This is a genomic window from Aeromonas sp. FL131, from assembly GCF_049860615.1.
GTDB classification, from domain to species: Bacteria; Pseudomonadota; Gammaproteobacteria; order Enterobacterales; family Aeromonadaceae; genus Aeromonas; species Aeromonas hydrophila.
On sequence record NZ_CP187595.1, the window covers coordinates 1410286 to 1436463 of the forward strand.

Annotated in this window: 28 protein-coding genes; 16 read left to right on the forward strand and 12 right to left on the reverse strand. The window is 64.0% G+C overall.

The window, feature by feature from the left end; all coding sequences use genetic code 11:
- Window positions 1-14: 14 nt before the first annotated feature.
- The 6 genes from ACPW75_RS06745 to pspF form a co-directional block, all read right to left on the reverse strand.
- Window positions 15-1013 (reverse strand): oligopeptide/dipeptide ABC transporter ATP-binding protein, encoded by a 999-nt coding sequence (locus ACPW75_RS06745; RefSeq protein WP_005300065.1) that lies wholly within the window; start codon window positions 1011-1013, stop codon window positions 15-17.
- Entirely contained in the window at window positions 1013-1141 is a 129-nt protein-coding gene (locus ACPW75_RS06750; protein ID WP_256821944.1) for a hypothetical protein, read from the reverse strand. Before ACPW75_RS06750 ends, ACPW75_RS06745 begins: the two co-directional genes overlap by 1 nt.
- Window positions 1141-2034 carry an ABC transporter permease subunit gene (locus ACPW75_RS06755; RefSeq protein WP_011705750.1) on the reverse strand — a complete coding sequence of 298 codons (894 nt, stop codon included), beginning with the start codon at window positions 2032-2034 and terminating at the stop codon, window positions 1141-1143. The genes ACPW75_RS06750 and ACPW75_RS06755 overlap by 1 nt, the downstream gene beginning before the upstream one ends.
- 35 nt (window positions 2035-2069) lie before the next feature.
- Window positions 2070-3029, reverse strand: a complete 960-nt coding sequence (locus tag ACPW75_RS06760; RefSeq protein WP_011705751.1) for an ABC transporter permease — start codon at window positions 3027-3029, stop codon at window positions 2070-2072.
- Window positions 3030-3031: 2 nt separating this feature from the next.
- Complete coding sequence (sapA, locus tag ACPW75_RS06765) at window positions 3032-4627, reverse strand: ABC transporter substrate-binding protein SapA (RefSeq protein WP_016350465.1); 1596 nt, start codon at window positions 4625-4627, stop codon at window positions 3032-3034.
- A 90-nt stretch (window positions 4628-4717) separates the two neighbouring features.
- On the reverse strand, window positions 4718-5752 hold the full coding sequence (pspF, locus tag ACPW75_RS06770) for a phage shock protein operon transcriptional activator (protein WP_077095960.1): 1035 nt from the start codon (window positions 5750-5752) through the stop codon (window positions 4718-4720).
- A gap of 196 nt (window positions 5753-5948) precedes the next feature.
- Here pspF and pspA point away from each other — a divergent pair, with 196 nt between their 5' ends.
- From pspA to ACPW75_RS06830, 12 genes are all read left to right on the forward strand, one after another.
- Window positions 5949-6629 carry a phage shock protein PspA gene (pspA, locus tag ACPW75_RS06775; RefSeq protein WP_011705754.1) on the forward strand — a complete coding sequence of 227 codons (681 nt, stop codon included), beginning with the start codon at window positions 5949-5951 and terminating at the stop codon, window positions 6627-6629.
- Between the two features lie 3 nt (window positions 6630-6632).
- Window positions 6633-6869: an envelope stress response membrane protein PspB gene (gene pspB / locus ACPW75_RS06780; RefSeq protein ID WP_005300084.1), complete on the forward strand. Its 237-nt coding sequence runs from the start codon at window positions 6633-6635 to the stop codon at window positions 6867-6869.
- Window positions 6866-7270, forward strand: coding sequence for an envelope stress response membrane protein PspC (gene pspC, locus ACPW75_RS06785; RefSeq protein WP_029303246.1), 405 nt, complete (start codon window positions 6866-6868; stop codon window positions 7268-7270). The genes pspB and pspC overlap by 4 nt, the downstream gene beginning before the upstream one ends.
- Before the next feature lie 132 nt (window positions 7271-7402).
- Window positions 7403-8809, forward strand: coding sequence for a YcjX family protein (locus tag ACPW75_RS06790; RefSeq protein WP_179101386.1), 1407 nt, complete (start codon window positions 7403-7405; stop codon window positions 8807-8809).
- 62 nt (window positions 8810-8871) lie between these two features.
- Window positions 8872-9903 carry a YcjF family protein gene (locus ACPW75_RS06795; protein WP_077095943.1) on the forward strand — a complete coding sequence of 344 codons (1032 nt, stop codon included), beginning with the start codon at window positions 8872-8874 and terminating at the stop codon, window positions 9901-9903.
- A gap of 171 nt (window positions 9904-10074) precedes the next feature.
- Window positions 10075-10869 carry a phenylalanine 4-monooxygenase gene (phhA, locus tag ACPW75_RS06800; protein ID WP_011705758.1) on the forward strand — a complete coding sequence of 265 codons (795 nt, stop codon included), beginning with the start codon at window positions 10075-10077 and terminating at the stop codon, window positions 10867-10869.
- 54 nt (window positions 10870-10923) lie between these two features.
- The gene (locus tag ACPW75_RS06805; RefSeq protein ID WP_005300093.1) at window positions 10924-11262 is read left to right on the forward strand and encodes a 4a-hydroxytetrahydrobiopterin dehydratase; all 339 of its coding nucleotides are present in this window, start codon (window positions 10924-10926) and stop codon (window positions 11260-11262) included.
- A gap of 28 nt (window positions 11263-11290) precedes the next feature.
- Window positions 11291-11383 (forward strand): 4a-hydroxytetrahydrobiopterin dehydratase, encoded by a 93-nt coding sequence (locus ACPW75_RS06810; protein WP_373881255.1) that lies wholly within the window; start codon window positions 11291-11293, stop codon window positions 11381-11383.
- Window positions 11384-11517: 134 nt separating this feature from the next.
- Window positions 11518-13065 carry a transcriptional regulator TyrR gene (tyrR, locus tag ACPW75_RS06815; RefSeq protein WP_016350472.1) on the forward strand — a complete coding sequence of 516 codons (1548 nt, stop codon included), beginning with the start codon at window positions 11518-11520 and terminating at the stop codon, window positions 13063-13065.
- A gap of 165 nt (window positions 13066-13230) precedes the next feature.
- Window positions 13231-13812: a YfiR family protein gene (locus ACPW75_RS06820; protein ID WP_017409649.1), complete on the forward strand. Its 582-nt coding sequence runs from the start codon at window positions 13231-13233 to the stop codon at window positions 13810-13812.
- Window positions 13809-15077, forward strand: coding sequence for a diguanylate cyclase domain-containing protein (locus ACPW75_RS06825; RefSeq protein ID WP_077095941.1), 1269 nt, complete (start codon window positions 13809-13811; stop codon window positions 15075-15077). The genes ACPW75_RS06820 and ACPW75_RS06825 overlap by 4 nt, the downstream gene beginning before the upstream one ends.
- A gap of 2 nt (window positions 15078-15079) precedes the next feature.
- Window positions 15080-15568, forward strand: a complete 489-nt coding sequence (locus tag ACPW75_RS06830) for an OmpA family protein (protein ID WP_011705764.1) — start codon at window positions 15080-15082, stop codon at window positions 15566-15568.
- 57 nt (window positions 15569-15625) lie between these two features.
- Here ACPW75_RS06830 and ACPW75_RS06835 read toward each other — a convergent pair whose 3' ends face one another.
- Window positions 15626-16360 carry a TerC family protein gene (locus tag ACPW75_RS06835; protein ID WP_016350476.1) on the reverse strand — a complete coding sequence of 245 codons (735 nt, stop codon included), beginning with the start codon at window positions 16358-16360 and terminating at the stop codon, window positions 15626-15628.
- Between the two features lie 118 nt (window positions 16361-16478).
- Here ACPW75_RS06835 and ACPW75_RS06840 point away from each other — a divergent pair, with 118 nt between their 5' ends.
- From ACPW75_RS06840 to ACPW75_RS06850, 3 genes are all read left to right on the forward strand, one after another.
- Window positions 16479-17594: an ATP-NAD kinase family protein gene (locus tag ACPW75_RS06840; RefSeq protein ID WP_190283623.1), complete on the forward strand. Its 1116-nt coding sequence runs from the start codon at window positions 16479-16481 to the stop codon at window positions 17592-17594.
- A 110-nt stretch (window positions 17595-17704) separates the two neighbouring features.
- Window positions 17705-17983: a YfcL family protein gene (locus ACPW75_RS06845; protein WP_011705767.1), complete on the forward strand. Its 279-nt coding sequence runs from the start codon at window positions 17705-17707 to the stop codon at window positions 17981-17983.
- Between the two features lie 97 nt (window positions 17984-18080).
- The gene (locus ACPW75_RS06850) at window positions 18081-19745 is read left to right on the forward strand and encodes an AMP-binding protein (protein WP_016350478.1); all 1665 of its coding nucleotides are present in this window, start codon (window positions 18081-18083) and stop codon (window positions 19743-19745) included.
- Between the two features lie 83 nt (window positions 19746-19828).
- Here the strand turns inward: ACPW75_RS06850 and cdd are convergent, their stop codons facing one another.
- The 3 genes from cdd to ACPW75_RS06865 form a co-directional block, all read right to left on the reverse strand.
- Window positions 19829-20710 carry a cytidine deaminase gene (cdd, locus tag ACPW75_RS06855; protein ID WP_077095939.1) on the reverse strand — a complete coding sequence of 294 codons (882 nt, stop codon included), beginning with the start codon at window positions 20708-20710 and terminating at the stop codon, window positions 19829-19831.
- Between the two features lie 187 nt (window positions 20711-20897).
- Complete coding sequence (locus ACPW75_RS06860) at window positions 20898-21584, reverse strand: LrgB family protein (RefSeq protein ID WP_011705770.1); 687 nt, start codon at window positions 21582-21584, stop codon at window positions 20898-20900.
- Complete coding sequence (locus ACPW75_RS06865; protein WP_011705771.1) at window positions 21581-21937, reverse strand: CidA/LrgA family protein; 357 nt, start codon at window positions 21935-21937, stop codon at window positions 21581-21583. The genes ACPW75_RS06860 and ACPW75_RS06865 overlap by 4 nt, the downstream gene beginning before the upstream one ends.
- 159 nt (window positions 21938-22096) lie before the next feature.
- On the opposite strand from ACPW75_RS06865, the gene ACPW75_RS06870 reads away from it, so the two are divergent.
- Complete coding sequence (locus ACPW75_RS06870; RefSeq protein ID WP_077095938.1) at window positions 22097-23806, forward strand: glycoside hydrolase family 36 protein; 1710 nt, start codon at window positions 22097-22099, stop codon at window positions 23804-23806.
- Between the two features lie 72 nt (window positions 23807-23878).
- On the opposite strand, the gene ACPW75_RS06875 is transcribed toward ACPW75_RS06870, so the two are convergent.
- Window positions 23879-24385 carry a hypothetical protein gene (locus ACPW75_RS06875; RefSeq protein WP_039214596.1) on the reverse strand — a complete coding sequence of 169 codons (507 nt, stop codon included), beginning with the start codon at window positions 24383-24385 and terminating at the stop codon, window positions 23879-23881.
- A 154-nt stretch (window positions 24386-24539) separates the two neighbouring features.
- A complete protein-coding gene (gene sbcB, locus ACPW75_RS06880; protein WP_179101385.1) occupies window positions 24540-25967 on the reverse strand; it encodes an exodeoxyribonuclease I in 1428 nt (475 codons plus the stop codon).
- Window positions 25968-26178: the final 211 nt, after the last annotated feature.

Consider the following 26178-nt stretch of genomic DNA (forward strand, 5'->3'; position numbering starts at 1 on the left):
ATACGGGATTGAATTCACTTTTTGGGCTCTTCCATGTTCAACGGGAAGTGGCAGCTGAACTGGTGCCCCTTGATCTTGCTCATCAGCGGGGTCTGCACGCACTGCTTCTGGGCATAGGGGCAGCGGGGGCCGAGCCGGCATCCGATGGGCAGGTGCTGCAGCGGCGGGATCACGCCGGGCAGGGTTTCCAGGCGCGACTTGTGGCGCACCAGCTTGTCAAAGTCGGGGATCGACTTGAGCAGCGCATCGGTATAGGGGTGGTGCGGCGTCTCCAGGATCTGCTCCCGGGTACCCACCTCCACCATCTGGCCGCAATACATCACGTTGATGGTATCGGTCAGGTTGGCGATGGCGGCGATGTCGTTGCTGATGATGAGGATGGTGGTGTTGCCCAGCTTGTTCATCTTGTCCAGCAGTCGCAGGATCTGCGAATGAGTGGTGGACTCCATGGCGCTGGTGGGTTCGTCCGCCACCAGCAGGCGCGGCTGGTTGGCAATCGCCATGGCGATCATCACCTTCTGGCACATGCCGTCCGACAGCTCGTGAGGGTAGGCCCGCATCACCTTGCGGTGATCCTTGACGCCGACCCGGTGCAGCAAGGCGATGGCCTTCTTCTTGCGCCACTGGAAGCGCTGCCAGAACTGCCCTTCGAAGGAGTCGGTCGGGATCGCCTCTTCCAGCTGGGTACCGATCTCCTCGGAGGGGTCGAGACAGCTGATGGGGTCCTGGAAGATCATGGCGATCTCGCGGCCCATGATGCGGCGCCGCTCGCGAGGCGCCATGGTCAGCAAGTCCATGTCGTTGAAGCGCATCCGGTCGGCGCGCACCGTCCAGTTGTCCTTCTGGATGCCGACGATCACCTTGGCTACCAGGCTCTTGCCGGAGCCGGATTCGCCCACCAGGCCGCGGATCTCCCCCTCGGCCAGGGTCAGGCTCACCTTGTCCACCGCCTTGACCTTGCCCTGCGGGGTGTCGATCTCGATGGTGAGGTTGCGTATATCGAGCAGAGGCATCAGTCGTTCCCCTCTTTGAGTGCTTCGCGAGTGCCTTCACCCACCAGCGATGGGTTGACCTGCACGCCGTACAGGAATGGGCAGGGGACAAGGGTGAGCATGCCTATCTTGGGCACAGAGCATTGCATCAGTCATTCCCCTCTTTGAGCGCTTCGCGAATGCCTTCACCCACCAGGTTGGTGACCAGCACACTGAACAGGATGGCCATGCCCGGCAGGGTCACGGTCCAGGGGGCGAGATAGATGAGATCGCTCGAGTCGGCCAGCATGGCGCCCCATTCCGGTTGTGGTGACTGGGCGCCGAGGCCGAGAAAGCCCACCGCCGAGATGTCGAGGATGGCTGCCGACAGGGTGCGGGTGGTCTGGGCCACCAGGGTCTCGACGATGTTCGGCAAAATGGCCAGCCGCATGATGCGCAAGGGGGGAGAGCCATCGAGCCGGCTGGCGATGATGTACTCCTTCTGCATCTCGGTGTGGACCGCGTTATAGGTGGCCCGGATGAAGGGAGGGATCAGCGCCAGGGTGATGGCGATCAGGGTATTGAACAGACCCGGCCCCAGGATGGCCACCATGATGATGGCCAGCAGCAGGGAGGGGATGGAGAGCAGGGTATCGAGCAGGTGGTGCAGCACGCTCGACTTGAGCCCCTTGCTCATGCCGCCAAGGATGCCGATGGCGGTACCCGCCACCATGGCGATCACCACCACCAGCAGGGCGTTGCCAAAGGTGAACCTGGCACCCACCACCAGCCGGGAGAGGATGTCGCGCCCCAGATCGTCGGTACCGAGGAAATAATCGATGTTGCCGCTGTTGGCCCAGGAGGGGGCCAGCAGCAAGCGGGCGCTGTGCTGCTCGTCGATGCCGTAGGGCACCACCAGCGGGCCGAACAGGGTGATGAGCAGCAGGATCACGAAGCACCAGAGCCCTGCCATCGCCAGCGGATTGCGGCGATAGGAGGCCCAGGTCTGCTCCAGCGGCGAGAGGATCTTGAGCTCGGGGTAGAGGCTAGTCTTGTCTTGCATAGGATTCCTGGCTCCGGGTCATGCCATGAGCACGTTCAGTCTTGTTTTGCATAGAGTTCTTTGCGCCGCGCCGGGTAGATGATGGTGGTGAGCAGCTCGGTGCTGACGCTGATGAAGATGACGAAGCTGGCCACCACCAGGGTGGCACCGCGGATGGCGGCGTAGTCCTGCAGGGCGATGCTGTTGATGAGCCAGCGGCCGATGCCGTGCCACTCGAACACCACCTCGGTGATCATGGCGGAGGTGAGCACGCTGCCCAGCTGCAGGCCCAGCAGCGGCAGCACCGGCGGCAGGGCGTTCTTGAGGCCGTGACGCCAGACGATCTGGCGACGGGAGAGGCCGCGGCTGGCCGCCGCCTTGATGTAGTTCTGCTTCATCACGTCGATGAGGGAGCTGCGCACGTGGCGGATCACCTCGGTGGTGGGCACCACCGCCAGCACCAGCGAGGGCAGGATCAGGTGGCGCAGGGCGTCGTGCAGGGCGGCCTGGCGCCAGGGTTCGTGGCTCATCAGCACGTCGATGAGGGCGATGCCGGTGATGGAGGGCACGTCATAGAGCAGGCTGATCTGGCCGGAGGCGGGCAGCCAGCCCAGATCCAGCGAGAAGAACATCACCACCAGCAGGGCCAGCCAGAACACCGGCACCGCGTAGCCGATGAGGCCGGCGGTCATGATGGTGAGATCGAGCGGCTTGCCCTGGGAGAGGGCTGCCAGGGTGCCGAGCGGAATGCCCACCAGCAGCGAGATGGCGAAGGCCGCCACGCAGAGGATCAGGGTGGCGGGGAAGTAGTGACGGATCTCGTCCAGCACCGGCAGGCCGGAGACGCTGGAGAGGCCCAGATCTCCGTCCAGAATGCGGCGCAGGAAGTCGGGGTAGCCGCTCCAGAAGCTGGCCTGCTGGCCGATGAGGCGCACGTCCAGCAGGTAGGCGACGAAGGTCAGCGCCAGCAGGGTGATGAGCAGCAGATTGATGCGACGCAGGATATAGAGAAACATGCTTACTCCCGATAGGCCTGGTTGAAGACGGTGCCGCCAAAGGGCATCAGGGAGAGCCCCTCGATGTCGCTGCGGCTGACCTGGGTGCGCAGGGCATGGGCCAGCGGAATGAGCGGCATCTGCTCGTTGAGCAGGGTCTGGGCGTAGTAGTAGTTGCGCAGCCTGAATGCCAGCTGGGGCGTGGTCACCGCATCGTCCAGCAGCTGATCAAACGCCGGGCTGCACCAGCGGCTGTAGTTGTTGCCGCGCTCGACGGCGGCGCAGCTCAGCAGCTGGCGAAAGAAGTTGTCCGGGTCGGCGTTGTCGGCAATCCAGCCGCTGAGCAGGCTGTCGTACTGGCCCTGGGCGAGGCGGGCCTCGATGACCGGCCACTCCTGCTGCACGATTTTGAGCTTGATGCCGACCTTGGCCAGGTCGCTTCGCATCAGCTGGGCGGTTTTGAGGGCATCCGGGTTGTAGGCACGCGAGCCCGGCTGCACCAGCACCTGCATCTCGAACCCTTGCTCGAGACCTGCCTCCTTGAGCAGCTGGCGCGCCCGCTTGAGATCCGGCTGGCGCATCGGCAGCGAGGGGTTGTAACCCCAGGAGAGCGGCGGCAGCAGGCTGTTGGCGGGCTGGCCCGTCTCGAAATAGACCGCCTGCAGCAGGTTGTCGATGTTGATGGCGCTGGCGATGGCCTGGCGCACCTGCACCTTGTTGAATGGCGCCTTGCGGGTGTTGAGGGCGAGGAAGGCGACGTTCATGCCGGACTGCACCGCCAGGCTGAGGTCGGGATCCTGGTCGATCACCGACAGCTGGCTGGCGGAGGGGGTGCTCATCACGTCGCACTCGCCGGTCAGCAGCTTGGCCAGCCGCTTGGACGATTTGGGGGTGATGTCGTAGATGAGCTGCTCAATCTTGGCCTCGCCGCCCCAGTAACCGGGGTGGCGCAGGTAGCGCACGTATTCGTTGTGGCGATACTCCTTGAAGCTGAACGGCCCGGTGCCCACCGGGCGGCTGTCGATGAGCCCCGGGGTGCCGGCCTTTTGCAGCTGCCCGGCATACTCGGCGGAGAGCACGATGGCGTAGTCGCTGGCCAGGGTGGCGAGGAAGGAGGCATCCGGCCGGTTCAGCTCGAATACCACCTGATCCGTGCCCTTCTTGTAGACCCGCTTGATCAGCTGATCCAGCCCCAGGCTGTAGAAGTAGGGGTATTCGCCGCCGGAGACGTCGTGATAGGGGTGCTGCTTGTCGAGCAGCCGCTGCCAGGTGAACACCACGTCGTCGGCGTTGAGGGGGCGCGAGGGGTTGAACCAGGGCGTGTGGTGAAAGGTGACCCCCTTGCGCAGGGTCAGGGTATAGAAGAGGCCGTCTTCGCTGGTGCTCCAGCGGGTGGCGAGCCCTCCCTCCAGTGCCAGGGTGTTGGGGTTCACCTCCAGCAGACGGTCGTAGAGCGGGCGCGAGCTGGCATCCAGGGTCACCCCGGAATTGGAGACCTGGGGATTGAAGGTCTGGGGCGAGCCTTCGGCACAATAGATGAGTCCCGTCCTGGACGCGTCGTCTTGTTTCTGACAACCGGTGAGCAGCACCAGCACTCCAAGCAGCAAGGGTTTGAGCATTCTCATTGTCGAACCATGTTTTTATACGAAGTTGCCGGCGACGGGGCCGGCAAGGGGTGGGTGCCGCTCTGGGGCAGGCTGCCCGGGTGATTAATCCACATCGTTGTCACTGTCCAGCAGCTGGTATTTGCGCAGCATGCCGCGGAACTGGTGATAGCTCAGGGCCAGCAGTTGGGCGGCTTTGCGCTGATTATACTGGGATTGCTGCAGCGCTTGCTTGAGTAAATTAATCTCGTAGCCCGCCACCGCCTGTTTGAGATCCAGCGGCAGGGCGGGGGAGTCCGGTGTCACCGCCGGCGTCTGCTCCAGCGGGACGGTGGTCGCGACCGCCGCCTGGGCCCGGGGACGCCAGGGGGAATCGAACGGGTTGAGCACCAGCTCGGCCAGCGGCAACTGGGGGTTGCCCTGGCGGTAGATGCTGCGCTCCACCACGTTTTTCAGCTCCCGCACGTTGCCGGGCCAGGGGTAATCCAGCAGCAACTGGGCCGCCTTGCGCGAGAAGCCGGCAAACAGCGGATAACCGAGCTCCCGGGTCATGCCGTGGGCGAAGTGCTCCGCCAGCATCAGAATATCTTCGCGCCGCTCCCGCAGGGGGGGCAGGGTGATGACGTCGAAGGCGAGCCGGTCCAGCAGATCGTGGCGAAACTGCCCCTTGTCGGCCAGCGCCGGCAGATCCTCGTTGGTGGCGCACACCAGTCGCACATCCACCTTGAGGGCCTTGGCGCCGCCCACCCGCTCGAACTCGCCGTACTCGATCACCCGCAGCAGTTTTTCCTGCACCCGCGCGCTGGTGGTGGCCAGCTCGTCAAGGAAGAGGGTGCCGCCATCGGCCCGCTCGAAGCGGCCCTGGTGGCGCTTGGCGGCGCCGGTGAAAGAGCCCGCCTCGTGGCCGAAAAGCTCGGTCTCCAGCAGACTCTCGCTCAAGGTGGCGCAGTTGACGGTGACAAAGCTTTGATCCCAGCGCGCAGAGAGATAATGTAGGCGGTGGGCGATGAGCTCCTTGCCGGTCCCCCGTTCGCCGATGATCAGCACGGGCTTGCGCAGCGGCGCCAGGCGGGAGGCCTGCTCAATGATCTCGAGAAATGCGTTGGATTCCCCCAACAGGCTTTCCGTGGCCGTGGTCATAGTCATCCCCGTGAATCGTTGAAAGCTGGTCAATCTTACCAAAAGTTGGTGATTCTAATCATTACTTGTGTGGTGCATCTTGAAACTCGACTTATCAGCCCCATATAAATCAACAAGTTAAATTCTGTTCCAGATTGGCACACAAGTTGCCATTGTCAATGGAGAAACAACGTATGCCAACCACAGGAGTACAATCATGAGTATTTTTTCCCGCCTGGCCGACATCATCAATTCCAACCTGACGGCCCTGCTCGACAAGGCAGAAGATCCCCAGAAGATGGTGCGCCTGATCATCCAGGAGATGGAAGACGAGCTGGTGAAGGAGCGCTCCAATCTGGCCCGCTTCCTCGCCAACCAGAAAGAGATTGGCCGCCAGGTCAGCCGCCATCAGGAGCGGGTTGCCGAGTGGCAGGGCAAGGCCGAGCTGGCCCTGAGCAAGGGGCGGGAAGACTTGGCCCGCGCCGCCCTCATCGAGAAGAAGAAGCAGGCCGAGCTGGCCGACGGCCTCGAGCGCGAGCAGCAGGCGGTGGACAGCGGCATCGCCAAGCTGGGGGAGGAGATCCGTCAGCTGGAAGCCAAGCTGGAAGACGCCCGTGCCCGCCAGAAGGCGATGGCCATTCGCAGCGAAGCAGCCAGCAGCCGTCTCAACGTGCAGAGCCAGGTCGCCCGTGGCGACAGCCAGGCGGTGGTGAGCAAGTTCGAGCGCATGGAGCGTCGCATCGACGAGATGGAAGCCCGCGCCGATCTGGGACAGTCCGACAAGGCGCTGGCCCAGCAGTTTGCCGAACTGGAAGCCGACGATCAGATCAGCAAAGAGCTCGAGGCCATGCGCCAGAAGCTGGGCCAAGGCGATACCACGCCGAAACAGGGGGAGTAACAGATGGAAGATCTGCTGGGTGTATTGATGGTTCCCATGGTGGTCTTCATGGTGGTGGTGGCCCCCATCTGGCTGGTGCTGCACTACCGCGCCAAGGGACGCATTGGCGCCGGTCTTGCCGATGGCGAGCGTGAACAGCTGCAGGGGCTGCTGGTGCGTGCCGAGAAGATGCAGGAGCGGGTCGGCGCCCTGGAGTCGATTCTGGATGCGGAAGTGCCGGGCTGGAGGAACAAGGTATGACACAGTGGAGCAAAGAGGGGCGCAACCTCTATCGTGATCCCCAGCGCGGCAAGATAGCCGGGGTCTGCGCCGGTCTGGCAGAGTACTTCGGGGTGGAGACCTGGATCGTGCGGCTGCTGGCCATCAGCGGCCTCATCTTCGCCGGTTTCATCACCTTCACCGCCTACGTGGCCGCCTGGTTTCTGCTCGACAAGAAGCCAGTCACCCTCTACGCCCAGGAGGATGCCGACTTTGCCGAGGTGCGGATGAAGGCGCGCAGCTGGCAGGCGGGTGTCACGCCCCATCAGGCCCTTGCCCGCATCGGCCAGGAGCTGGATGGGCTGGAGCCCAGATTGCAGCGCATCGAGAAGCTGGTGACCTCCAAGGAGTTCACCCTGCAGCGGGAGTTTCGCAACTTGTAACCCCGAGCGATGCCATGGCCCCGCCGGCGCGGGCCGGCCTTTGATGGCGGGCACCGCGCCAGGGGGCCATGGTGTGGGGGCGGCAGCGGCCATCCCCCTTCGCTCTGGATGGATGGGAGAACAGGACAAGCCTTGATACTCAATAAACTGGAACAGCAGTTCAATCGCCTGCAGCACAAGGCGAACGACGTGGTCAACCGGGTACGGGATCGCCACATCCGGCTGGCGGTCACCGGCCTCTCTCGCAGCGGCAAGACGGCCTTCATCACGGCGCTGGTGAACCAGCTGGAACACGCGGCCATCGACGGCCGCCTGCCCCTGTGGGATGCCCTGCGCCAGGGGCGCATCCTCGGTGCCCGCCGGGTGCCCCAGCAAAATGCCCACATTCCCACCTTTGCCTACGAGCGCGGCCTCGATGCCCTGTTTGGCGATCCGCCGGCCTGGCCCGAGCCGACCCGCGGGGTGGCCGAGGTGCGCCTCGAAATTCGCTATCGCACCCGCCATCCGCTGCGCAAGCACCTGGGGGAGATCTCCACCCTCTACGTGGATCTGGTGGACTATCCCGGGGAGTGGCTGCTCGACTTGCCGCTGCTGGAGATGAGCTACGAGCAGTGGAGCGAGCAGGTGCGCGAGCAGCTGCGTCGCCCCGAGCTGCAGGCCCTTGCCGCCGGCTGGCTGGCACCCGAATGGCAGGCGGATCAGGGCTTCGAGGAGCGGCCGGTGGCCCAGCTCGCCGAGCGCTACACCGACTATCTGCATGCCTGCAAACAAGAGCTGGGATTGCACCTGATCCAGCCCGGTCGCTTCGTGCTGCCGGGGGAGTATGCCGGCGCCCCCATGCTGCAGTTCGTGCCCTGGGTGTGGGCGATGCCTGTTGGCGAACCGGCCGAAGGCACCCTCTACGCCACCCTCAAGCAGCGCTTCGAGCAGTACAAGCAGCACCTGGTGCAGGGTTTTTATGAGCAGCATTTTGCCGGTTTCGATCGCCAGATCGTGCTGGTGGATTGCCTGCAGCCCCTCAACGCCGGGGCGGCCAGCTTTGGCGACATGCAGCAGGCCATCGCCCGCATCATGGAGAGCTTTGCCTACGGCAAGAGCAACTGGTGGCGGCGGCTCTTCTCGCCGCGCATCGACAAGCTGCTGTTCGTGGCGAGCAAGGCCGATCACGTCACCCCCGAACAGCATGGCCCCATGGTTTCCCTGCTGCAGCATCTGGTGCGCAGCGGCCGCGGCCAGGCCCGTTTTGAGGGGATTGCCACCGAGTGCCTGGCGCTGGCCGCCATCAAGGCGACCGAGGTGGGCAAGGGAGTGGCCGATGGCCGCGAGTTTCCCGCCATCCGTGGCACCAGCCTGAGTGGTGAATCGTTGCTGCTGTTTCCGGGCGAGGTGCCGTCCCATATCCCCCCCGCCCAGTGGTGGAACAATCAGGGCTTTGATTTTCAGGCGTTTCGCCCGCTGCCCATGAGCCCCCATCAGGCGCTGCCCCATATCCGGCTCGATGCGGCGCTGGAGTTTCTGCTCGGGGATCACCTCGAATAACCGGTGTGCGGCACGGGCTGGTTGCCTGCGCCGTACCCGGGAGACTGTTTTCAGGAGAAGCGATGAACGATCAGATAAAAGAGCGGCCACCGCTGCAGGGCAAGGTGATCCTGGAGCCCGCGTTGACGGCAGCAGAGAAGGAGCGAGCGCCCGCACCGGCCCAGCGACTGGAGGAGGCGAGCTTCGAGCGCCTCGACGAGCTGGAAGATCTCACCGAGGTGGAGAGCGCCCTTGTCATCAAACCGCGCCGCCGCCATCGGCTGCTGGCGTGGGGGCTGGGGGCGGTCGGTGTGCTCTCCCTGGGCCAGTATGGCGCCTTCCTTTACGAGCAGTTTCTCACCACTCCGCTCTGGGGCGGCGCCTGGCTGGCGGCCTCGGCGCTGGTGGCGGCAGGGACCGCCGGCGTGGTGGGGCGCGAGTGGCTGCGGCTGCGCACCCTCAAGCGGCGCCAGGATGTGCGCTCGCGGGCCGAAGATTTGCTGGCCCATCAGGGGGTCGGCCAGGGGCAGGCATTCTGCGAAGGGCTGGCCGAACGCAGTGGTGACAAGGGGCGCGAAGGGTATCAGACCTGGCTGGCCCAGCTCGACGAGAGCCACAGCGATCGGGAAGTGCTGACCCTCTACAGCCAGCTGGTGCTCGGCGAGCGCGACAAGCTGGCCCAGGCGCGGGTGGCCAAATGGTCGGGGGAGGCCGCCGTGCTGGTGGCCCTGAGCCCGCTCGCCACCGTCGACATGATGCTGATGCTGTGGCGCAACCTGCGGATGATCGAGGATATCGCTGACGTCTACGCCATCGAGCTCGGCTACTGGAGCCGCATTCGCCTGATCCGTCAGGTATTTCGCAACATGCTCTACGCCGGCGCCACCGAGCTGGTGACCGAGGTGGGGATGGATTTGCTGGGGGCTGAGCTTACCGCCAAGCTCTCCGCCCGTGCTGCGCAAGGGGTAGGGGCCGGGCTGCTCACCGCTCGCCTCGGCCTGCGCACCATAGAGGCGTGCCGCCCGCTGCCCTGGTGCGCGGACGAGAAACCCAGGCTCGGCGAGCTGCGCAAGCGGCTGATCGGTCAGCTGGCAGGCTACCTCAACAAGGGGTGAGCGGCCGGCCAGGGCTCGATTGTGATTGTCACAAATTATTTACAATTGTCCGCGGCAGCCGACCCTTGGGTCGGCTGCTTTTTTGGGGGGCAAACCGTTACAGTGATCCCATCGCGCAATGGCGCCTGACCGCCCGGATGGCGGGTCGCAACCCAGAGGATGGAGTCACCCATGGCAAGTCTCTACACCGCCCACCAGCCGGATGAAGCGGGCACGATCCACTACTCGGACGAGGAGCACGGCACCTGGCAGATCCTGATCGCGCGCCAGCTGGCGGCGCTCGAGGGCAAGGCCTGCGACGAGTACCAGGCCGGGCTGGCGCGGCTCGACCTGCCCCGGGATCGGATCCCCCAGCTGGCCCAGATCAACGCCGTGCTGCAACCGGCCACCGGCTGGTCGGTGGCGGCGGTGCCGGCGCTCATCTCCTTTGACCGCTTCTTTGCCCTGCTGGCCAATCGCCAGTTTCCGGTAGCCACCTTCATTCGCCGTCGAGACGAGCTCGACTACCTGCAGGAGCCCGACATCTTTCACGAGATCTTCGGCCACTGCGCCATGCTGACCAACCCCGCCTTCGCCCATTTCACCCATGTCTACGGCCAGCTTGGCCTGCGGGCCGGCAAGGAGGAGCGGGTCTTTCTGGCACGGCTCTACTGGTTCACGGTGGAGTTTGGCCTGCTGGCCACGGCGGACGGGCTGCGCATCTATGGCGGTGGCATTCTCTCTTCCATCGGCGAGACCGCCTATGCCCTCGGCGGCCAACCCGTGCTGCAACCCTTTGATCCCATTGAGGTGCTGCGCACCCCGTATCGCATCGACATCATGCAACCCACCTATTTCGTGTTGCCCGAGCTTGGCGAGCTCTATCGTCTGGCGGAGCAGGACATCATGGCCATGGTGGCCGAGGCGCGCCGTCTGGGGCTGCGTCCCCCCCGTTTTGCACCGGCCGGCGGCAAGCAGGCGAGCTGAGCCGCCCGCCGGTGTTTGATTACCCCCTTTTCATCGATACACAAGGAGAGTCCCATGTCCGAACTGGCCAGCCAGCAGTGTGAAGCGTGCCGCGCCGATGCCCCCAAGGTGAGCGAGCAGGAGCTGAGCGAACTGATGCGCCTCATCCCCGACTGGCAGCCGCTGGTGGTGAAAGGTGAGCTGCAGCTGCGGCGCGAATTCACCTTTCGCAACTTCAAGGAGGCGCTCGCCTTCACCAACCGGCTGGGTGAACTGGCAGAGGCGGAGTTTCATCATCCGGCAATCCTGACCGAATGGGGGAAGGTGACCGTCAGCTGGTGGACCCACAAGATCGGTGGATTACACCGCAACGACTTCATCATGGCGGCGCGCACGGATGAACTGCTGAAGTGAAGACGCCCTCACTCACCGAGTGGGCGAGATGGTGACCGTCAGCTGGTGGCCCCACAAGATCGGTGGATTACACCGCAACGACTTCATCATGGCGGCACGCACCGACCAGCTGCTCAAATAAACGTCTGTAGATGGCGCGGGCCTGCCCGGTGAAAACGGGGCGGGCCCGCATTTTTATGGGCTGGCGCTCGCACTGGCGGGATCGAGTCTGTATTATCCGGTCATTCATAGAGTTAGCTAGGAAGTGTGTCCCGAATGCGTCTTGAAGTCAGCTGTGAAGACCGCCTGGGCCTGACCCGGGAACTGCTCGACCGTCTGGTGGAGCACAACATCGATCTGCGCGGCATCGAAATCGATACCTCAGGCATCATCTATCTCAACTTTCCCGAGCTGGAGTTTCGTGATTTCCAGCACCTGATGCCGGAGATCCGCCGCATTCCCGGGGTCTATGACGTCAAGACCATCCCCTACATGCCCTCCGAGCGCGAACACCACGAGATTGAGGCGCTGCTCAAGGCGCTGCCGGATCTGGTCTTCTCCCTCGATGCCAAGGGCAAGGTGACCCAGGCCAACCAGTCCGCCCTCACCACCCTGGCTCTGCCGGTGGAGGAGGTGCGCGGCGCGGCGCTCGGCTCCCTGGTCAAGGGCTTCTCCTTCAGCCGCTGGCTGGAAGCGAGCGAGATCCGGCCGCAGACCTGCAAGCTCAGCATCAATGGCGAAGAGTATCTGGCGGATCTGATGCCGCTGTTCGTGGCCGAAGAGAAGGGCAGACAGGCCCTGGCCGGCGCCGTGGTGGTGCTCAAATCCGCCCGTCGGGTCGGCATGCACTTCAGCGCGCTGCACGCGGTGGAAGTGGGGGGCTTTGAACACCTGCAGGCCGAGAGCCAGAAGATGAAACAGGTGCTGGCACAGGCGAGCAAGCTGGCGATGCAGGATGCGCCGCTGCTCATCGTCGGCGAGACCGGCACCGGCAAGGAGCTGCTGGCCCGCGCCTGCCACGGTGCCAGCCTGCGCTCCAGCCACCCCTTCATGGCGCTCAACTGCGCCGCCATGCCGGACAACGTGGCCGAGAGCGAGCTGTTCGGTTACGCCCCCGGCGCCTTTGGCAACAACACCGAAGGCAAGCGCGGGGTGCTGGAGCTGGCGAGCGGCGGCACCCTGATGCTGGACGAGATTGGCGACATGTCCCCCCATCTGCAGACCAAGTTTCTGCGGGTGTTGCAGGATGGCGTGTTCCGCCGGGTCGGTGACGAGCAGGAGGTGAAGGTCAACGTGCGTTTCATCTGCACCACCCAGAAGCAGCTGCTGGATCTGGTGCACGAGGGCAAGTTCCGGGAAGACCTCTACTATCGCCTCAACGTGCTGAGCCTGGCGCTGCCACCGCTGCGCGAGCGCAAGGCGGACATCATGGCGCTGGCCCAGCAGTTCGTCTCCCGCTTTGCCAGCGAGCTGCAGCGCCCGCGCCCGCGCTTTACCCGCAACATGGCGGAATACCTCACCGCCTACCGCTGGCCGGGCAACGTGCGCCAGCTGCGCAACTGCCTCTACCGCGCCATGACGCTGCTGGAAGGGGACGAGATCGGCCCTGAGCACGTGGATCTGCCGGTGGCGGCCGACGCCATGCCGCTCATCGACGAGTGGTTCGAAGGGGGACTGGACGAGGCGGTGAAACGCTTCGAGAGCCGGCTGCTGGAGCGGCTCTACCCGGCGTTTCCCTCCACCCGTCAGCTGGCCAAACGGCTGGGCGTGTCGCACACCGCCATCGCCAACAAGTTGCGGGAATACGGGATCAACAAGAAGTAACCCCATGAATGCACTTTATTGCAGGGCTCACGCACGGGTGGGCCCTCGTCATTATTGTGATGCCGGCCCGGTCAGCCCCTTGCTCTGTCGGCTGCGCCTTGTCATGCTGCTGACAAGTTCAATACTATTTCCATCCGGCTCACCCCTCGCGGGCAACCGCCCTTCATGGGTGCTGATGTGGGCTTAAGCGCAGGCACGATGCACTCTTTTTCACTGATCCGGATCCTGGCGTGGTTGGCGCCGCTGGTTTGCACGCTGGCCCTCTCCACCGAGCCGCCCCCCCTGACCTCGGCCGAGCTGCGAGCCGAGCAGGTGCGCCAGACCGTGCTCGACATTCTCAGCTACACCCGCTGGCCGACCGAGCCGAGCGAACTGCGCCTGTGCGTGGCGGCGCCGACGGAGTACGCCACTGCGCTCTTCTCCATCAAGCAGCAGGCCAACGGCCGGCCGGTCAGCGTCCATCGCTACGACGTCGATGACAAGGCGATCGGCCCCCAGTGTGACGTGCTCTATCTGGGGGTGTTGTCCCCCGAGCGACGGCTGCCGCTGTTCGAGCGGCTGCGCGGCTACCCCATTCTCAGCATCAGCGAACACAGCACCGAGTGCGTGGCCGACTCCGTCTTCTGCCTGCAGATCGGCAAGGAGCGGATCCGTTTTCGGGTCAATCTGGATGCCCTGGCCAGGAGCGGGGTGCGGGTGCACCCCGCCGTGCTCAAGCTGGCCAAGGCCGATGAGGGGGGCTCATGATCGGCTTGTTTCGCCCCCCTAACCAGCGCCTCACCTTGCGACAGAGTCTGGGACGCACCCACTTGGTGACGTCCCTGACGGCGGTCTGCATGGCCGGTGTGCTGCTGACCGGCATCGCCCTGCTGGTGCTGCGACTCTATGCGGATCACAACCTGGAGCTGGTGGCGCGGGCCATCAGCTACACCAGCGAAGCGGCCGTGGTGTTCCACGACGAAGAGGCAGCCCGCGAGGCGTTGCAGGCCATCACTACCCACGAGGATGTGGCGCGGGCCAGCATCTATCTGCCGAGCGGTCAGCTGCTGGCCAGCTGGAGCCGAGCCATGAGCACCCCCTGGTCCGGTCTTGAACAGTACCTGGCGCGGCTCATTCTGCCGGGGCCGGTGGATCAGCCCATGCTGCGGGGCGGGGTGGAGATCGCCCGCATTCATCTGGTGGGGCACGGCCAATACCTGCTGCTGTTCCTGTTGCAGACCCTGCTGGCGATGCTGCTCTGCCTGGTGCTCAGCACCCTGGGGGCGCTCTACGTGGCGCGCCGGATGCAAAACTCTCTCACGGCGCCGCTCAAGGATCTGGCCCAGGTGGCCCACAGCGTCAGCCGCCAGCGGATCCTCGCCATGCGGGTGCCCGAGGCCAACATCGCCGAACTGCACGCGCTCGGCCAGGATTTCAACTCCCTGCTCGATGAACTGGAAGCCTGGCAGGCTCACCAGCGGCGGGAGAATGCCAGCCTGCTGCACCAGGCCACCCATGACGCCTTGACCGGCTTGCCCAATCGTGCTCTGTTTGAGGCTCGTCTGGATCAGGCGGTGACCACCGGCCGGCTGCATGATGAGCGCTTTGCACTGCTCTACCTCGATTGTGATCGCTTCAAGCAGATTAACGACACCCTGGGCCATGCCGCCGGGGATGACGTGCTGATCGCCCTGGCCAGACGGATACAACATCAGCTGCGGCCGATGGATCTGGTATGCCGTCTGGGGGGCGACGAGTTTGCCATCCTGCTGACCCCCTTGTCCCAGGTGGGCGAGGCGGAAGATGTGGTAACCCGCATCCAGCAGGCCATGGCAGACCCCGTGGTACTGGGGGATGGCAGCCAGCTGCTGGCTGCCGTCAGCATCGGGATCGCGCTGTATCCGGATCAGGGGCTGACCGCCGCCGATCTGCTGCAGCAGGCGGACCATGCCATGTACCATGCCAAACGGCTGCGTCGGGAGCTTGCACTCCATGACCAGCTGGAATTCGATGTCTCTGCTGAGGAAAAATAACAATGAAGATCCATGTCCTGATGAAAACCGGCTTGATCGGCCTGCTGTTGAGCGTGCTGGCGGGGTGCCAAAGCGCCCCCCACGGCCTGACCGCAGAGCAGATCGCCGTACTCAAGGAGCAAGGCTTTCGCCTGACCGACGAGGGTTGGACTCTGGACTTCTCCAACCGTGTGCTGTTTGCCAACAACGCCGATGCCCTGACCCCCAAGACCCGTGTGGTGGTGGAAAAACTGGGCAAGACCCTGCAGGAGGTTGGCTTGAACCGGGCGCGGATCGATGGTCATACCGACTCCAACGGGGCGGCGGACTATAACGATCAGCTCTCGTACAAGCGGGCGCAGTCGGTGGCCGACGTGCTGGTATCGGTCGGTATGCCGCAGGCCAACCTGGACATCCGGGGCCGTGGTGAACGCGATCCGATCGCCGACAACAAGACGGCTGCCGGTCGGGCCGAGAACCGCCGCGTGGCGATTGTCATCAGCAATGAATGACATGGTTGTGTAGATAAAAAAAGAGCGCCTGATGGCGCTCTTTTTTGTGGCTCACAGTTATTCCTGCTTGAGCTTTTCGCGGTCGTGGTGACTGCGCAGGCGGATGTTGATCATCTCCACCGTCAGCGAGAAGGCCATGGCGAAGTAGATGTAGCCCTTCGGAATGTGCAGATCCATCCCCTCGGCCATCAGCGCGAAACCGACCAGGGTGAGGAAGGAGAGGGCCAGCATCTTGATGGTGGGGTGGTTGTCGACGAAATCGCCGATGGCCTTGGCGGCGAACATCATGATGAAGACGGCGATCATGATGGCCAGCACCATGACCGGCACGTGATCCGCCATGCCCACGGCGGTGATGACCGAATCCAGGCTGAAGACGATGTCGAGAATGGCGATCTGGATCAGGGTGCTGATGAAGCCGGATGCGGCGGCGCTCACGCTCTCAGGTTCGGCGGCGCCCTCCAGGGTGGCGTGGATCTCGTGGGCACTTTTGCCGATGAGGAACAGACCCCCCAGCAGCAGGATGAGATCGCGGCCAGAGATGGCCTCGCCCAGCACGGTGAACAGCGGCTCGGTGAGACGCATCACCCAGGCCAGGGAGAGCAGCAGCAGGATGCGGGTACCCATGGCGAGACCCAGCCCCAGGATCCGCGCCTTCTGGCGCTGTGCCTCCGGCAGGCGACCGACCAGGATGGAGATAAAGATGATGTTGTCGATGCCCAGTACGATCTCGAGCAGGGTCAGGGTGGCGAGCGCGACCCAGGCGGAGGGGTCTGCAATCCATTCCAGCATGATTGAACCTTGGTTGAACTTTGATTGAGGGGTGAAGCCGCGCATTCTAACAGGGGGTTATGGCTTGTCCCAGTGGCAGGAAAAGATAAAAATGGCGGCCATCCAACGGGAGGGACACATGTTTCGTTTAGGACTCATCATCAATCCGGTCGCCGGCATCGGCGGCGCGGTCGGTCTCAAGGGCAGTGACGGCATGGTGGCCGAGGCGCTGGCCCGTGGCGCCGTCCCCAAGGCCTGCGAGCGGACCCGTCAGGCGCTGCTGCCGCTGTGTGAACTGGCGGACCGCTTCGAGCTGCTGACGGTGGCGGGCGAGATGGGGGCCGAGCTTGCCGGCGAGCTCGGCCTGCCCTGCCGCATCGTCCATCAGCCCGCGGCAGCAGCCACCACGGCGGCCGATACCCGCATCGCTGCCGAACGGATGCGCGAGGCGGGCGTTGACCTGCTGCTGTTTGCCGGCGGTGACGGTACCGCGCGGGACATCTGTGCGGCGGTGGGGGAGGCGTGCCACGTGCTCGGCATTCCGGCCGGCTGCAAGATCCACTCCGGGGTCTATGGGGTGACCCCCGCCGCCAGCGGCCGGGTGGCGGCCCGGATGATTGCCGGCGAGCTGCTGAGTCTGGTGGATGCCGAGGTGATGGACATCGACGAGGAGGCGTTTCGTGCCGGCAAGGTGCGCGCCCGTCACTACGGCCAGCTGCAGGTGCCCGGCGATCTGCGCTATGTGCAGGCGGTCAAGCAGGGGGGGCGCGAGTCTGAAGAGCTGGTGCTGGCAGACATCGCCGCCGGCGTGGTCGAGCAGATGGAGCCCGATACCCTCTATCTGATGGGCTCCGGCAGCACGGTGGCGGCCTGCATGACGGAGCTCGGCCTCGAAAATACCCTACTCGGTGTGGATCTGGTGGAAAATGGCCGGCTTATCGGGCAGGATCTGTCCGCCGCCGAGATCCTGACCCGGATCCGCGGCCGTCGCTGCCGGTTGATCATTACCCTGATCGGCGGTCAGGGACATCTGTTCGGGCGCGGAAATCAGCAACTGAGTCCAGAGGTGTTGCGGGCCGTCGGGCGGGACCAGATCCAGGTCCTGGCCACCAAAGCCAAGCTGGCGGCCCTTGCGGGCAGGCCCTTGCTGGTGGATACCGATGACCCGGCGCTGAACCGGTCGTTAAGTGGTTATCTGCGGATCACCACGGGATACAAGGATCAGGTCATCTACCCGGTGGCCAACCCGGAATAGGACATCAAGGATGCGGCTGGCCTGGCGCCAGAGAGCCGTGATCAACCGGATCGCGGTTCCACTCCCCCGAATTATTTTGCCGGCAACCCCGGAAAATGAGGCTGCGTTAAATGACGATTCATGATTTTGAGCACAAGTTGTTGGGACTGATAGACGGCATGGTGGCCACGGCGACCGACGATGAGCTGTTTGCCGGGGGTTATCTGCGCGGCCACATCTCGCTGGCGGTGGCGCGGGCCGAGCTGGAAGGCAAGACCCTGGTGCGGGATGTAAAGAGTTATGTGCTGCGCAGCCTGAACGAGGCCATCCTGCAGGGTGAACTCTCCGAGCAGGATGAGAAGCTGGTGCAGGCAATGTGGATTCGTTTGCAACAACAAGCAGAAGCTTGATCGGTTACACAGTTCAAACAGAAGTTTGAGTTTATTCTTCCCTGAGGTTAGTGAAAGGTTAATAATAAGTTTCGCCTTTTGTTTCAGGGATTAAACTATGGCTTCCTCCTCGCGTATTGCCAATAAACTGCCGCTCGAAATGCTCTACCAATGGGAGCGGCAGTGTCCTGACCGAGTCTATCTGCGTCAAACCATCAACCGCGAATACCTGGACTTCACCTGGGGTGAGGTCGCTGACGAGGCCCGCCGCATGGTGACCGCGCTGCGTCAGCTGGGGCTGGTGGCCGGCGACAAGGTGGCGCTGCTCTCCAAGAACTGCGCCCAGTGGTTCATCGCCGATCTCGCCATGCAGATGGGGCAATACGTGAGCGTGCCCATCTATCCCACCGCCAACGTCGACACCATCGAATACGTGCTGCGTCACAGCGAGGCCAAGGCGATTTTCGTCGGCAAGCTCGATGACTGGAAGAGCCAGGAGGCGGGGGTCCCCGCCGAACTGCTGCGCATCGCCTTTCCCTATGACACCATGCCGGCGGCCCATCAGTGGGACGATCTGCTGGAGCAGCACGAGCCCATCCCGGACAGCCCGGTGCAAGCACCGGACTCCCTGCTGAGCCTGGTCTACACCTCCGGCAGTACCGGCAAGCCGAAAGGGGCCATGCTGAGCGTCGAGCGCTACGCTTGGTCGTGCGAGAAGCTGGTGGAGGCGGTCGGACTGTGCGAGCAGGACCGCGGCTTCTCCTACCTGCCGCTGGCCCACATCACCGAGCGGGTCTATGTCTATGGCGGCAGCCTCTATGGCCGCGCCGAGATCGCCTTCCCCGAGTCCCTCGATACCTTCATCGAGGACGTCAAGCGCTGCCGTCCCACCGTGTTCATCTCGGTGCCACGGCTGTGGGCCATGTTCCGCATCAAAATCCACGAGAAACTGCCCCAGAAGAAACTCGAGCTGCTGCTCAAGATCCCGTTCGTGTCGGGCCTCATCAAGCGCAAGCTGCAAAAGGGGCTGGGGCTGGATCAGGCGCGGGTGCTGGGCTGTGGTTCGGCGCCGGTGGCACCGGCCCTGCTCGAGTGGTACCACAGCATCGGCATCGAGATCACCGAGGCCTGGGGCATGACCGAGAACCATGCCTTCTCCACCCTCAACTACCCGTTTAGGGCCGACAAGATAGGCACGGTCGGCAAGGCGGGGCCGGGGGTCACCATCAAGATCTCCGACGAAGGGGAGATCCTCTGTCGCTGCGAGGGGATGATGCTGGGTTACTACAAGGATCCCGAGCACAGCCGTGAAGCCATCGACGAGGAGGGCTGGCTGCACACCGGCGACATGGGCAAGCTGGATCGGGAGGGTTATCTCACCATCACCGGTCGCATGAAGGACGTGTTCAAGACCGCCAAGGGCAAGTATGTGGCGCCGGTGCCCATCGAGGGGCTGCTCGGCCAGGAGCCGATCATCGAGCAGCTGTGCGTGATTGGCTACGGCATGCCGCAGCCGGTGGCGCTGGTGCAGCTGGCGGAGAGCGCCATGAAGGGGGATCGCAATCAGGTCAACGCCCAGCTGGAGGCGGCCCGCAACCGGGTCAACGAGCAGCTGGAGTCCCACGCCAAAATTCGCGGCATCCTGGTGGTGAAGAGCCCCTGGAACATCGAGAACGGGGTGCTCACCCCGACCATGAAGATCCGCCGCCACCTGCTGGAGCAGAAGTATGCCGATCTCGGCGACGCCTGGTCCTCTTCCCAGAGCATCATCTGGGAGTCCTGACGCGCCCGGCAGGCTTGCTGCTGAGCACCACAAAACAACAAGGGGAGCCACTGGCTCCCCTTGTTGTTTCAGGCAACGGTAGGTCAGACCGCCTGATACTCCAGCTCGACCGAACCGAGCGCCTTGAGAGTGGCGCGGGCGGAGTCCTGCTGGCTGATCTGGCCATCCTTGCTCTCCAGCAGCACGGCGCGGCGGATGGTGGCAAGATCCTCGCCGCCCAGCACCGCGTGGGCACAGGCCATCTGCATCGGTGGTAGGCTGGGGTTGAAGGCGGCGTTTTCGGCGTAGCGACCGCAGAAGATGCGACCGTCGGCGAACTGCAGCGCCACCGCGGCATAGCCCTGGCTGTAGGGGGCGTAGCTCTGGCGGGCGGCGGCCAGCGCGGCCTGCCACAGCGGATCGTCGCTCGCAAGCGTGAGCTCGTCGTGGGCCTGCGGGCTCATCAGCGCGTCCGTGATGTCCAGATCCGCCGGGCCGAACGAGTGGGGCAGGAAGGATTGCAGCGCGCTCAAGTCATCCGGCAGGGAGACCTTGAGGATCTTGGCGGTGCTCAGCTCGTTCATGAACTGGCGGCAGTGACCGCAAGGGGTGTAGTTGACGGTGATTTCAGAGATGCCGGTCTCGCCGCCCAGCCAGGCGTTGGAGATGGCGGACTGCTCGGCATGAACCGAGTGGAACAGACCTTGACCTGCAAACTCCATGTTGGCGCCGAAATACCAGTTGCCGCTCAGGCCGCAGGCGATGGCACCGACGAAGAACTTGGAGATGGGGGCCACCGAGCAGGCGGCGGCCAGTGGCAGCAGGGCCAGGCGCAGGGCGCGATCGTCAAGACCGGTGGCGGCCTTCAGCGTGGCGATCTGATCCGGGGTGAAGCGAGCCTGGAAATCATCGCCCAGCATGGGCAGCAGCGCCGCCTTGAGCGGGGCGGACAGGGTATCGAGTGGCTTGGCAAAACGGGGATGCATAGTGTGTCCTCAAAGGCCAATTGGGGGGCCATTGTAGGGAGCAAGCTCGGCTAAATGTGTGAGCATGCTCACGCCCTGACGGGCAAACGGAGGGGGATGGTAATGGAAACGTTTGTCTTGTGCAAATTGTGCGGCAGGTCGCACATCGGCGGGCCCGCAGGCCCGCCATCGCGGAAAAGGGTGCTCTTCAGCTCAACCAGTGGTAAATGGCAAACAGCAGGGGGGCCACGGCGGCGGTAAGGATGCCGCACACCACCATGGCCAGCGAGGCAAAGGCCCCCTGGGTGATGCCCTGCTCGGCGGAGGTGGCGGTGCCGATGGCGTGGGCGCAGGCCCCCATCGCCAGCCCCTGGGCTTCGGGGTCGGTGACCCGCATCAGTTTGAGCAGGGGGAAGCCGATCAGGGCGCCGACGATCCCCACCACCACCACCACGGCGGCGGCGATGGCGGGAATGCCGCCCAGGGACTGGCTGACGCTCATGGCGAGCGGCGTGGTGATGGATTTGGTGGCGAGCGAGGCCAGCAGTGCCGGATCGGCGCCCATAAAATGACCGATCAGCAAGGTAGTGCAGACCGAGATCAAGACCGAGCTCAGGGTACAGATTAGGATGGGCTTGAGCCTGGCCTGGATCTGGCGGGCCTGCTGATAAAGGGGCAGTGCCAGCGCCACCACCGCCGGCTCCAGCAGCGCCGTGATGGGGCGGGTGCCGCTCTCGTACTGCTCCAGCGGCAGATCGAACCAGAGCAGCAGGCCGATGATGACGGCGGTGGGCACCAGCACCGGGTTGATGATGGGCCAGGGCAGCTTGCGATAGAGGGCCCGGGTGGCGAAGTAGAGCGCCAGGGTCAAGGGAATGGCCAGCCAGAAGATCATTTGTTCATCCTCTGGTAGAGGCGGCCGACGGTGCCGAGGATCAGCACGATCCCGAGCACGATGCAGAGCATGATGAGGCCGAAGGATTGGCGCAGCGGCTCCAGCCAGGCCACCAGCCCGACCGCCACCGGCACGAACAGGACCCCCATGTGGCGCAGCAGCAGGCCGGCGCCCTGCTCAACCCAGTGCAGTTTCACCAGTTGCAGGGAGAGCAGCACGAACAGCAGCAGCATGCCGATGATGCTGCCGGGGAAGGCGAACGGCAGGATGGCTGCCAGGGTTTTGCCCGCCAGCAGGCAGGCGACGATGACCAGAAAGTCACGAAGGTACAGCAAGGCACGTTGCGCGATCACAGGAGCCCCATCTTGGTAACGGTGAACTAAGGAATACGCCAGTCTACCAGAGAGGCCGGGTCGCGGCATTAAAACAATAACAGCTGAAATCAGTTCGTTTGAGGCTGATTTAATTGAAGATTTTCAGATAGAACCCTTTTCGAACCACAAGGAGTCGCCATGACATCTCTCTTGTCCCGCCTGCGCCAGCTGGCGGACGACCACCATCTGCCCCCTTCGTTGCTGCAAACCCGCCAGTGGGAGGGCCCCCTGTGCCGGGTGCGGCTCGACAACACCGGCGGCAGCGAGGCCCGGGTCGGGTACTGGACGCTGTTTGACGGCAAGCTCGGCCTCTCGCCTACGTGCGCCATCTACGGCGAAGGCTTCCAGATGCTGGCCCAGACCATGGGCAGCTGGCAAGCGCCACAACCGGTCGGCCGTTGCTCCGATGCCGGTGTCTATCGCATCACCGATGATCAGGGTTATCACACGGTGCACAACCTGCTGCTGGTGGAGCATGACAAGGGCTGGCTGCTGCTCGCCTTTGCCAGTTGTCAGCGCTTTGGCGGGGAGTTTCGGCTCTACCCCGATGGCCGGTTGCAGATCATGATGAACGGTGAGGGGCGTGCACTCCCTGCCGGCCAGTTCTGGCAGAGCGAGGCGCTGCTCTGCCTTGAGGGGAAAGATCGGGAGGCACTGCTGGCCGAACTGGCGCAGCGGATCGAGGCGGAGCATGGCTCGCTGATCGGCCAGGTTGGCGAACGCCCCAGCGGTTGGTGCTCCTGGTATCACTACTACGCGGACGTGAGCGCCGCCGACATTCGCGAGAACCTGCAGGTGCGTGCCGAGCGCTTTCCGGCGCTGCGCTACGTGCAGATCGACGACGGCTATCAAGCGAAAATGGGCGACTGGCTCACCCCGTCGGCCAAGTTCGAGCAGGGGGTGGCGTCCCTGGCCGCCGAGATCAAAGGCGCCGGCTGCGAGCCCGCGCTCTGGGTGGCCCCCTTTATCGCCGAGCCTGGCTCCCAGGTGTTTCAGGATCACCCCGACTGGTTCGTGAAGGGGGATGACGGGCTGCCGCTGCCCTCCGAGCGGGTTACCTATGGCGGCTGGCGCTGTACCCCCTGGTATGTGCTGGATGGCACCCACCCCGAGGTACAGGCTCACCTCGAGCGGGTGTTTCGTACCCTGCGCGAGCAGTGGGGCATCCACTACTTCAAGCTCGACGCCAACTTCTGGGGGGCCATCCACGGCGGTCGCTTCCATGACCCGGCCGCCACCCGGGTGGAGGCCTACCGACGCGGCATGGCCGCCATCCTGCGCGGGGCGGGTGAGGGGGCCTTCCTGCTCGGCTGCAACGCGCCCATCTGGCCAAGCCTTGGGCTGGTGCACGGCATGCGGGTGAGCGATGACGTGGAGCGCAATGGCCATCGCTATCGCCAGATCGCTCGCGAGGCCTTCTGCCGCGCCTGGCAGAACGACCGGCTGTGGGCCCTCGACCCTGACTGCATCTGTTTGCGGGATCTGCCGAGCCAGCAGGCGAGCCCTGCCGAGTACCGTTTCCATCTGGCGGTGCTGGTGGCAAGCGGCGGCATGATGCTGGCCGGGGACAGGCTGCAGGATCTCGACGAGGTACAGGCGGCGCAACTGCGCAAGCTGCTCGAGCTTTGCGCGGCGCGCGCCCCTGGCGCCCGTTTCGAGTCGATGGACTTTGCCTGCGGTGAGGTGAGCCTGCCCGAGGGAGGCAACCTGCTCTGCCTCTTCAACTGGGAGGCGCAGCCTCAGGAGTTCCTGTTGCCGGCAGGGGGCGAAGATTTCTGGGATGAGGGGACAGTCTGTACCGCGCTCACCCTGCAGGGGGGCGAGGGGCGGGTGATCCGCTACCGCTGAGCAGGCTGGCCATCATGATTCAGGCTCCCACGGGAGCCTGAATGTATTGCGAAAGGCGCTGCTATGCCGGAGTCAGTAACGCCACTCGAAGCCGATGGCGTAATTGGCGGCGCCATAGCCCGGGATCTCGTTGCTGGAGAGCAGGGCCTTGAAGGTGAGCTGCGCTGTGAGCGGAATGCCGAGCCCCATGCCGAGGGCGACCTCGTCGTTGGTGTTGCCCATCATGTCGGCCCGGATCATCCGATAGAGCGACATGTCCTGGCTCATGTGCACATAACTCTGGGAGGCGCGGTTGTAGAGCTGGCCGAACACTTCCAGCTGGAAACCGGCCTGGGGGGTTATGGCCAGGGGCACGCCGACGAAGTTGTAGAGATCGGAGCGGTTGAAATAGCTGTTGGTGATCTGGGGGGTAAAGTCGGTCTGCTGATAGAGGCGGCTGAAGTTGCTCTCGATCAACTGATAGGTCTGCTGCGGCAACTGCAACAGATAGTCGGGGACATCAAAACGCACACCCGCCATGCTGGCCGATGGCAGCAGGGCGCAGATGAGCAAACCAAAACCGGATAATCCTGAACGCATCGGATGCGGCATCCCCAAGGGTCGATAGGCCAACCGGCCGTTAGTGCAATGTTAGCGCACAAATAATTGAAACATCAGGAGTCTTTGCTCCCCTTCCCATTATGTCGCGGGGCGGGGGAGCGTACAGTCATTTAACCGTGAGGCGGGTCACATCTCACAGATTTTCGAGGTAGTGATAGAGGCTTTTGAGGATGGCAAAGTTCCGTTCGTTACCCTGATTCTGCTCGGCCAGCGCCTCGAGGCGCGGTACATAGTCGGGCAGACGGTGGCTGAAGTAGTCGCTGCAGTGCAGCCGCCAGCGCTTTTGCTCCGTTTCGCTCAAGGTGTGCGGCCAGTTGCGGGCACGGTAGCGGAACAGCATCTCCGGCAGCCGTGCGTCGGTGAAGGCAAACTCCCGCTCACCCAGCAGATCCGCCGGGGTGGCGCGCACCAGATCCATGGTGGACTTGTCGCCGTGACCGAAGAAGCCGGCGTAGAGCTGGGTATCCGGGTCGCCGTCATTGCTGCCGGCAAACTCCTGATTGAACACTTCCACCAGTTTTTCCCGCACTTCGGGGTGGGCGCGCAGCAGATCCAGGCTCTTGCGGCACTGCTCCCGGTCGATGCCAAGCTGGTCGGCACGCTCTGCCGTCAGGGTGGCGGCCGGCGCCAGCACCGGGCACTTGTTGATGTGCACCAGCTTCACCGGAATGCCGGCCAGCTCCCCCAGCTCCTCTTTCTTGGTGTAGAGGCGCTCGCGGATCTCCTCGCTGGTGAGCTCGATGAGCGGGGTGGGGTCGCGGGTCAGATCCACCATGATCACCGCGTTCTGGTTGCTGGGGTGCCAGGCGAGCGGCGAGACCCAGCTTGCGCACCCCTGCCAGGGGGAGAACATGCCGGAGACGTGCACCAGCGGCTTCATGGTCACCACGTCGATGAGGGCCTTCACCTTGTTCTTGTTGCGAAGGTCAAACAGATAGCCGAACAGCTTGGGCTGGGCCTTTTTCACCAGCTTGGCCATCTCGATGGTGGCCAGCACGTCGGACAGTGCATCGTGGGCATTGGCGTGGGCCACGCCGTTGGCGACGGTGAGCTTCTCCAGCTTGAAGCTTGGCTTGCCCTCTTCATCAAACGCCCACTCGATCCCCTCCGGGCGCAGGGCGTAGCAGGCCCGCAGCATGTCGAGAATGTCCCAGCGGGAGTTGCCGTTCTGCCAGCTGTAGGCATAGGGGTCATAGAAGTTGCGATAGAGGGTGTAGCGGGTCACTTCATCATCGAAGCGGATGCTGTTGTAGCCCAGCACGCAGGTGCCCGGGGTGGCGAACTGCTCGTGGATCTGACGGATGAAATCCGCCTCGCACAGCCCGTCCTTCATCGCTTTTTGCGGCGTGATGCCGGTAATGAGGCACGCCTCCGGCTCCGGCAGATAGTCAGCGGGCGGCTTGCAATAGATGACCAGCGGCTCGCCGATGAGGTTGAAATCCCCGTCGGTACGAATGCCGGCAAACTGCGCCGGCCTGTCCCTGGCCGGGCTGATGCCGAAGGTCTCGTAGTCGTGGAAGTAGAAGGTCGGCTCGCTGCCGGCGTGTGCTGTTTTGCTCATGTTGCTCGAGAGGGATATCCGATGACGGTGGCGCCTGGCGCCAGGGTGGGGGTGCCATGCACCTCGGTTGCCTGCATGGTAAACCATAGTACAGGCAGAACGAAGGGCAGACCGGCCGGCTGCCGCTTTATTGGGCAGGCAGGCGCCAGTGGCAGGAGAAAAAGAGGTACGGGGGAGAGAGTACAAAGAGACAGCCCCGCTGGTGGGGCTG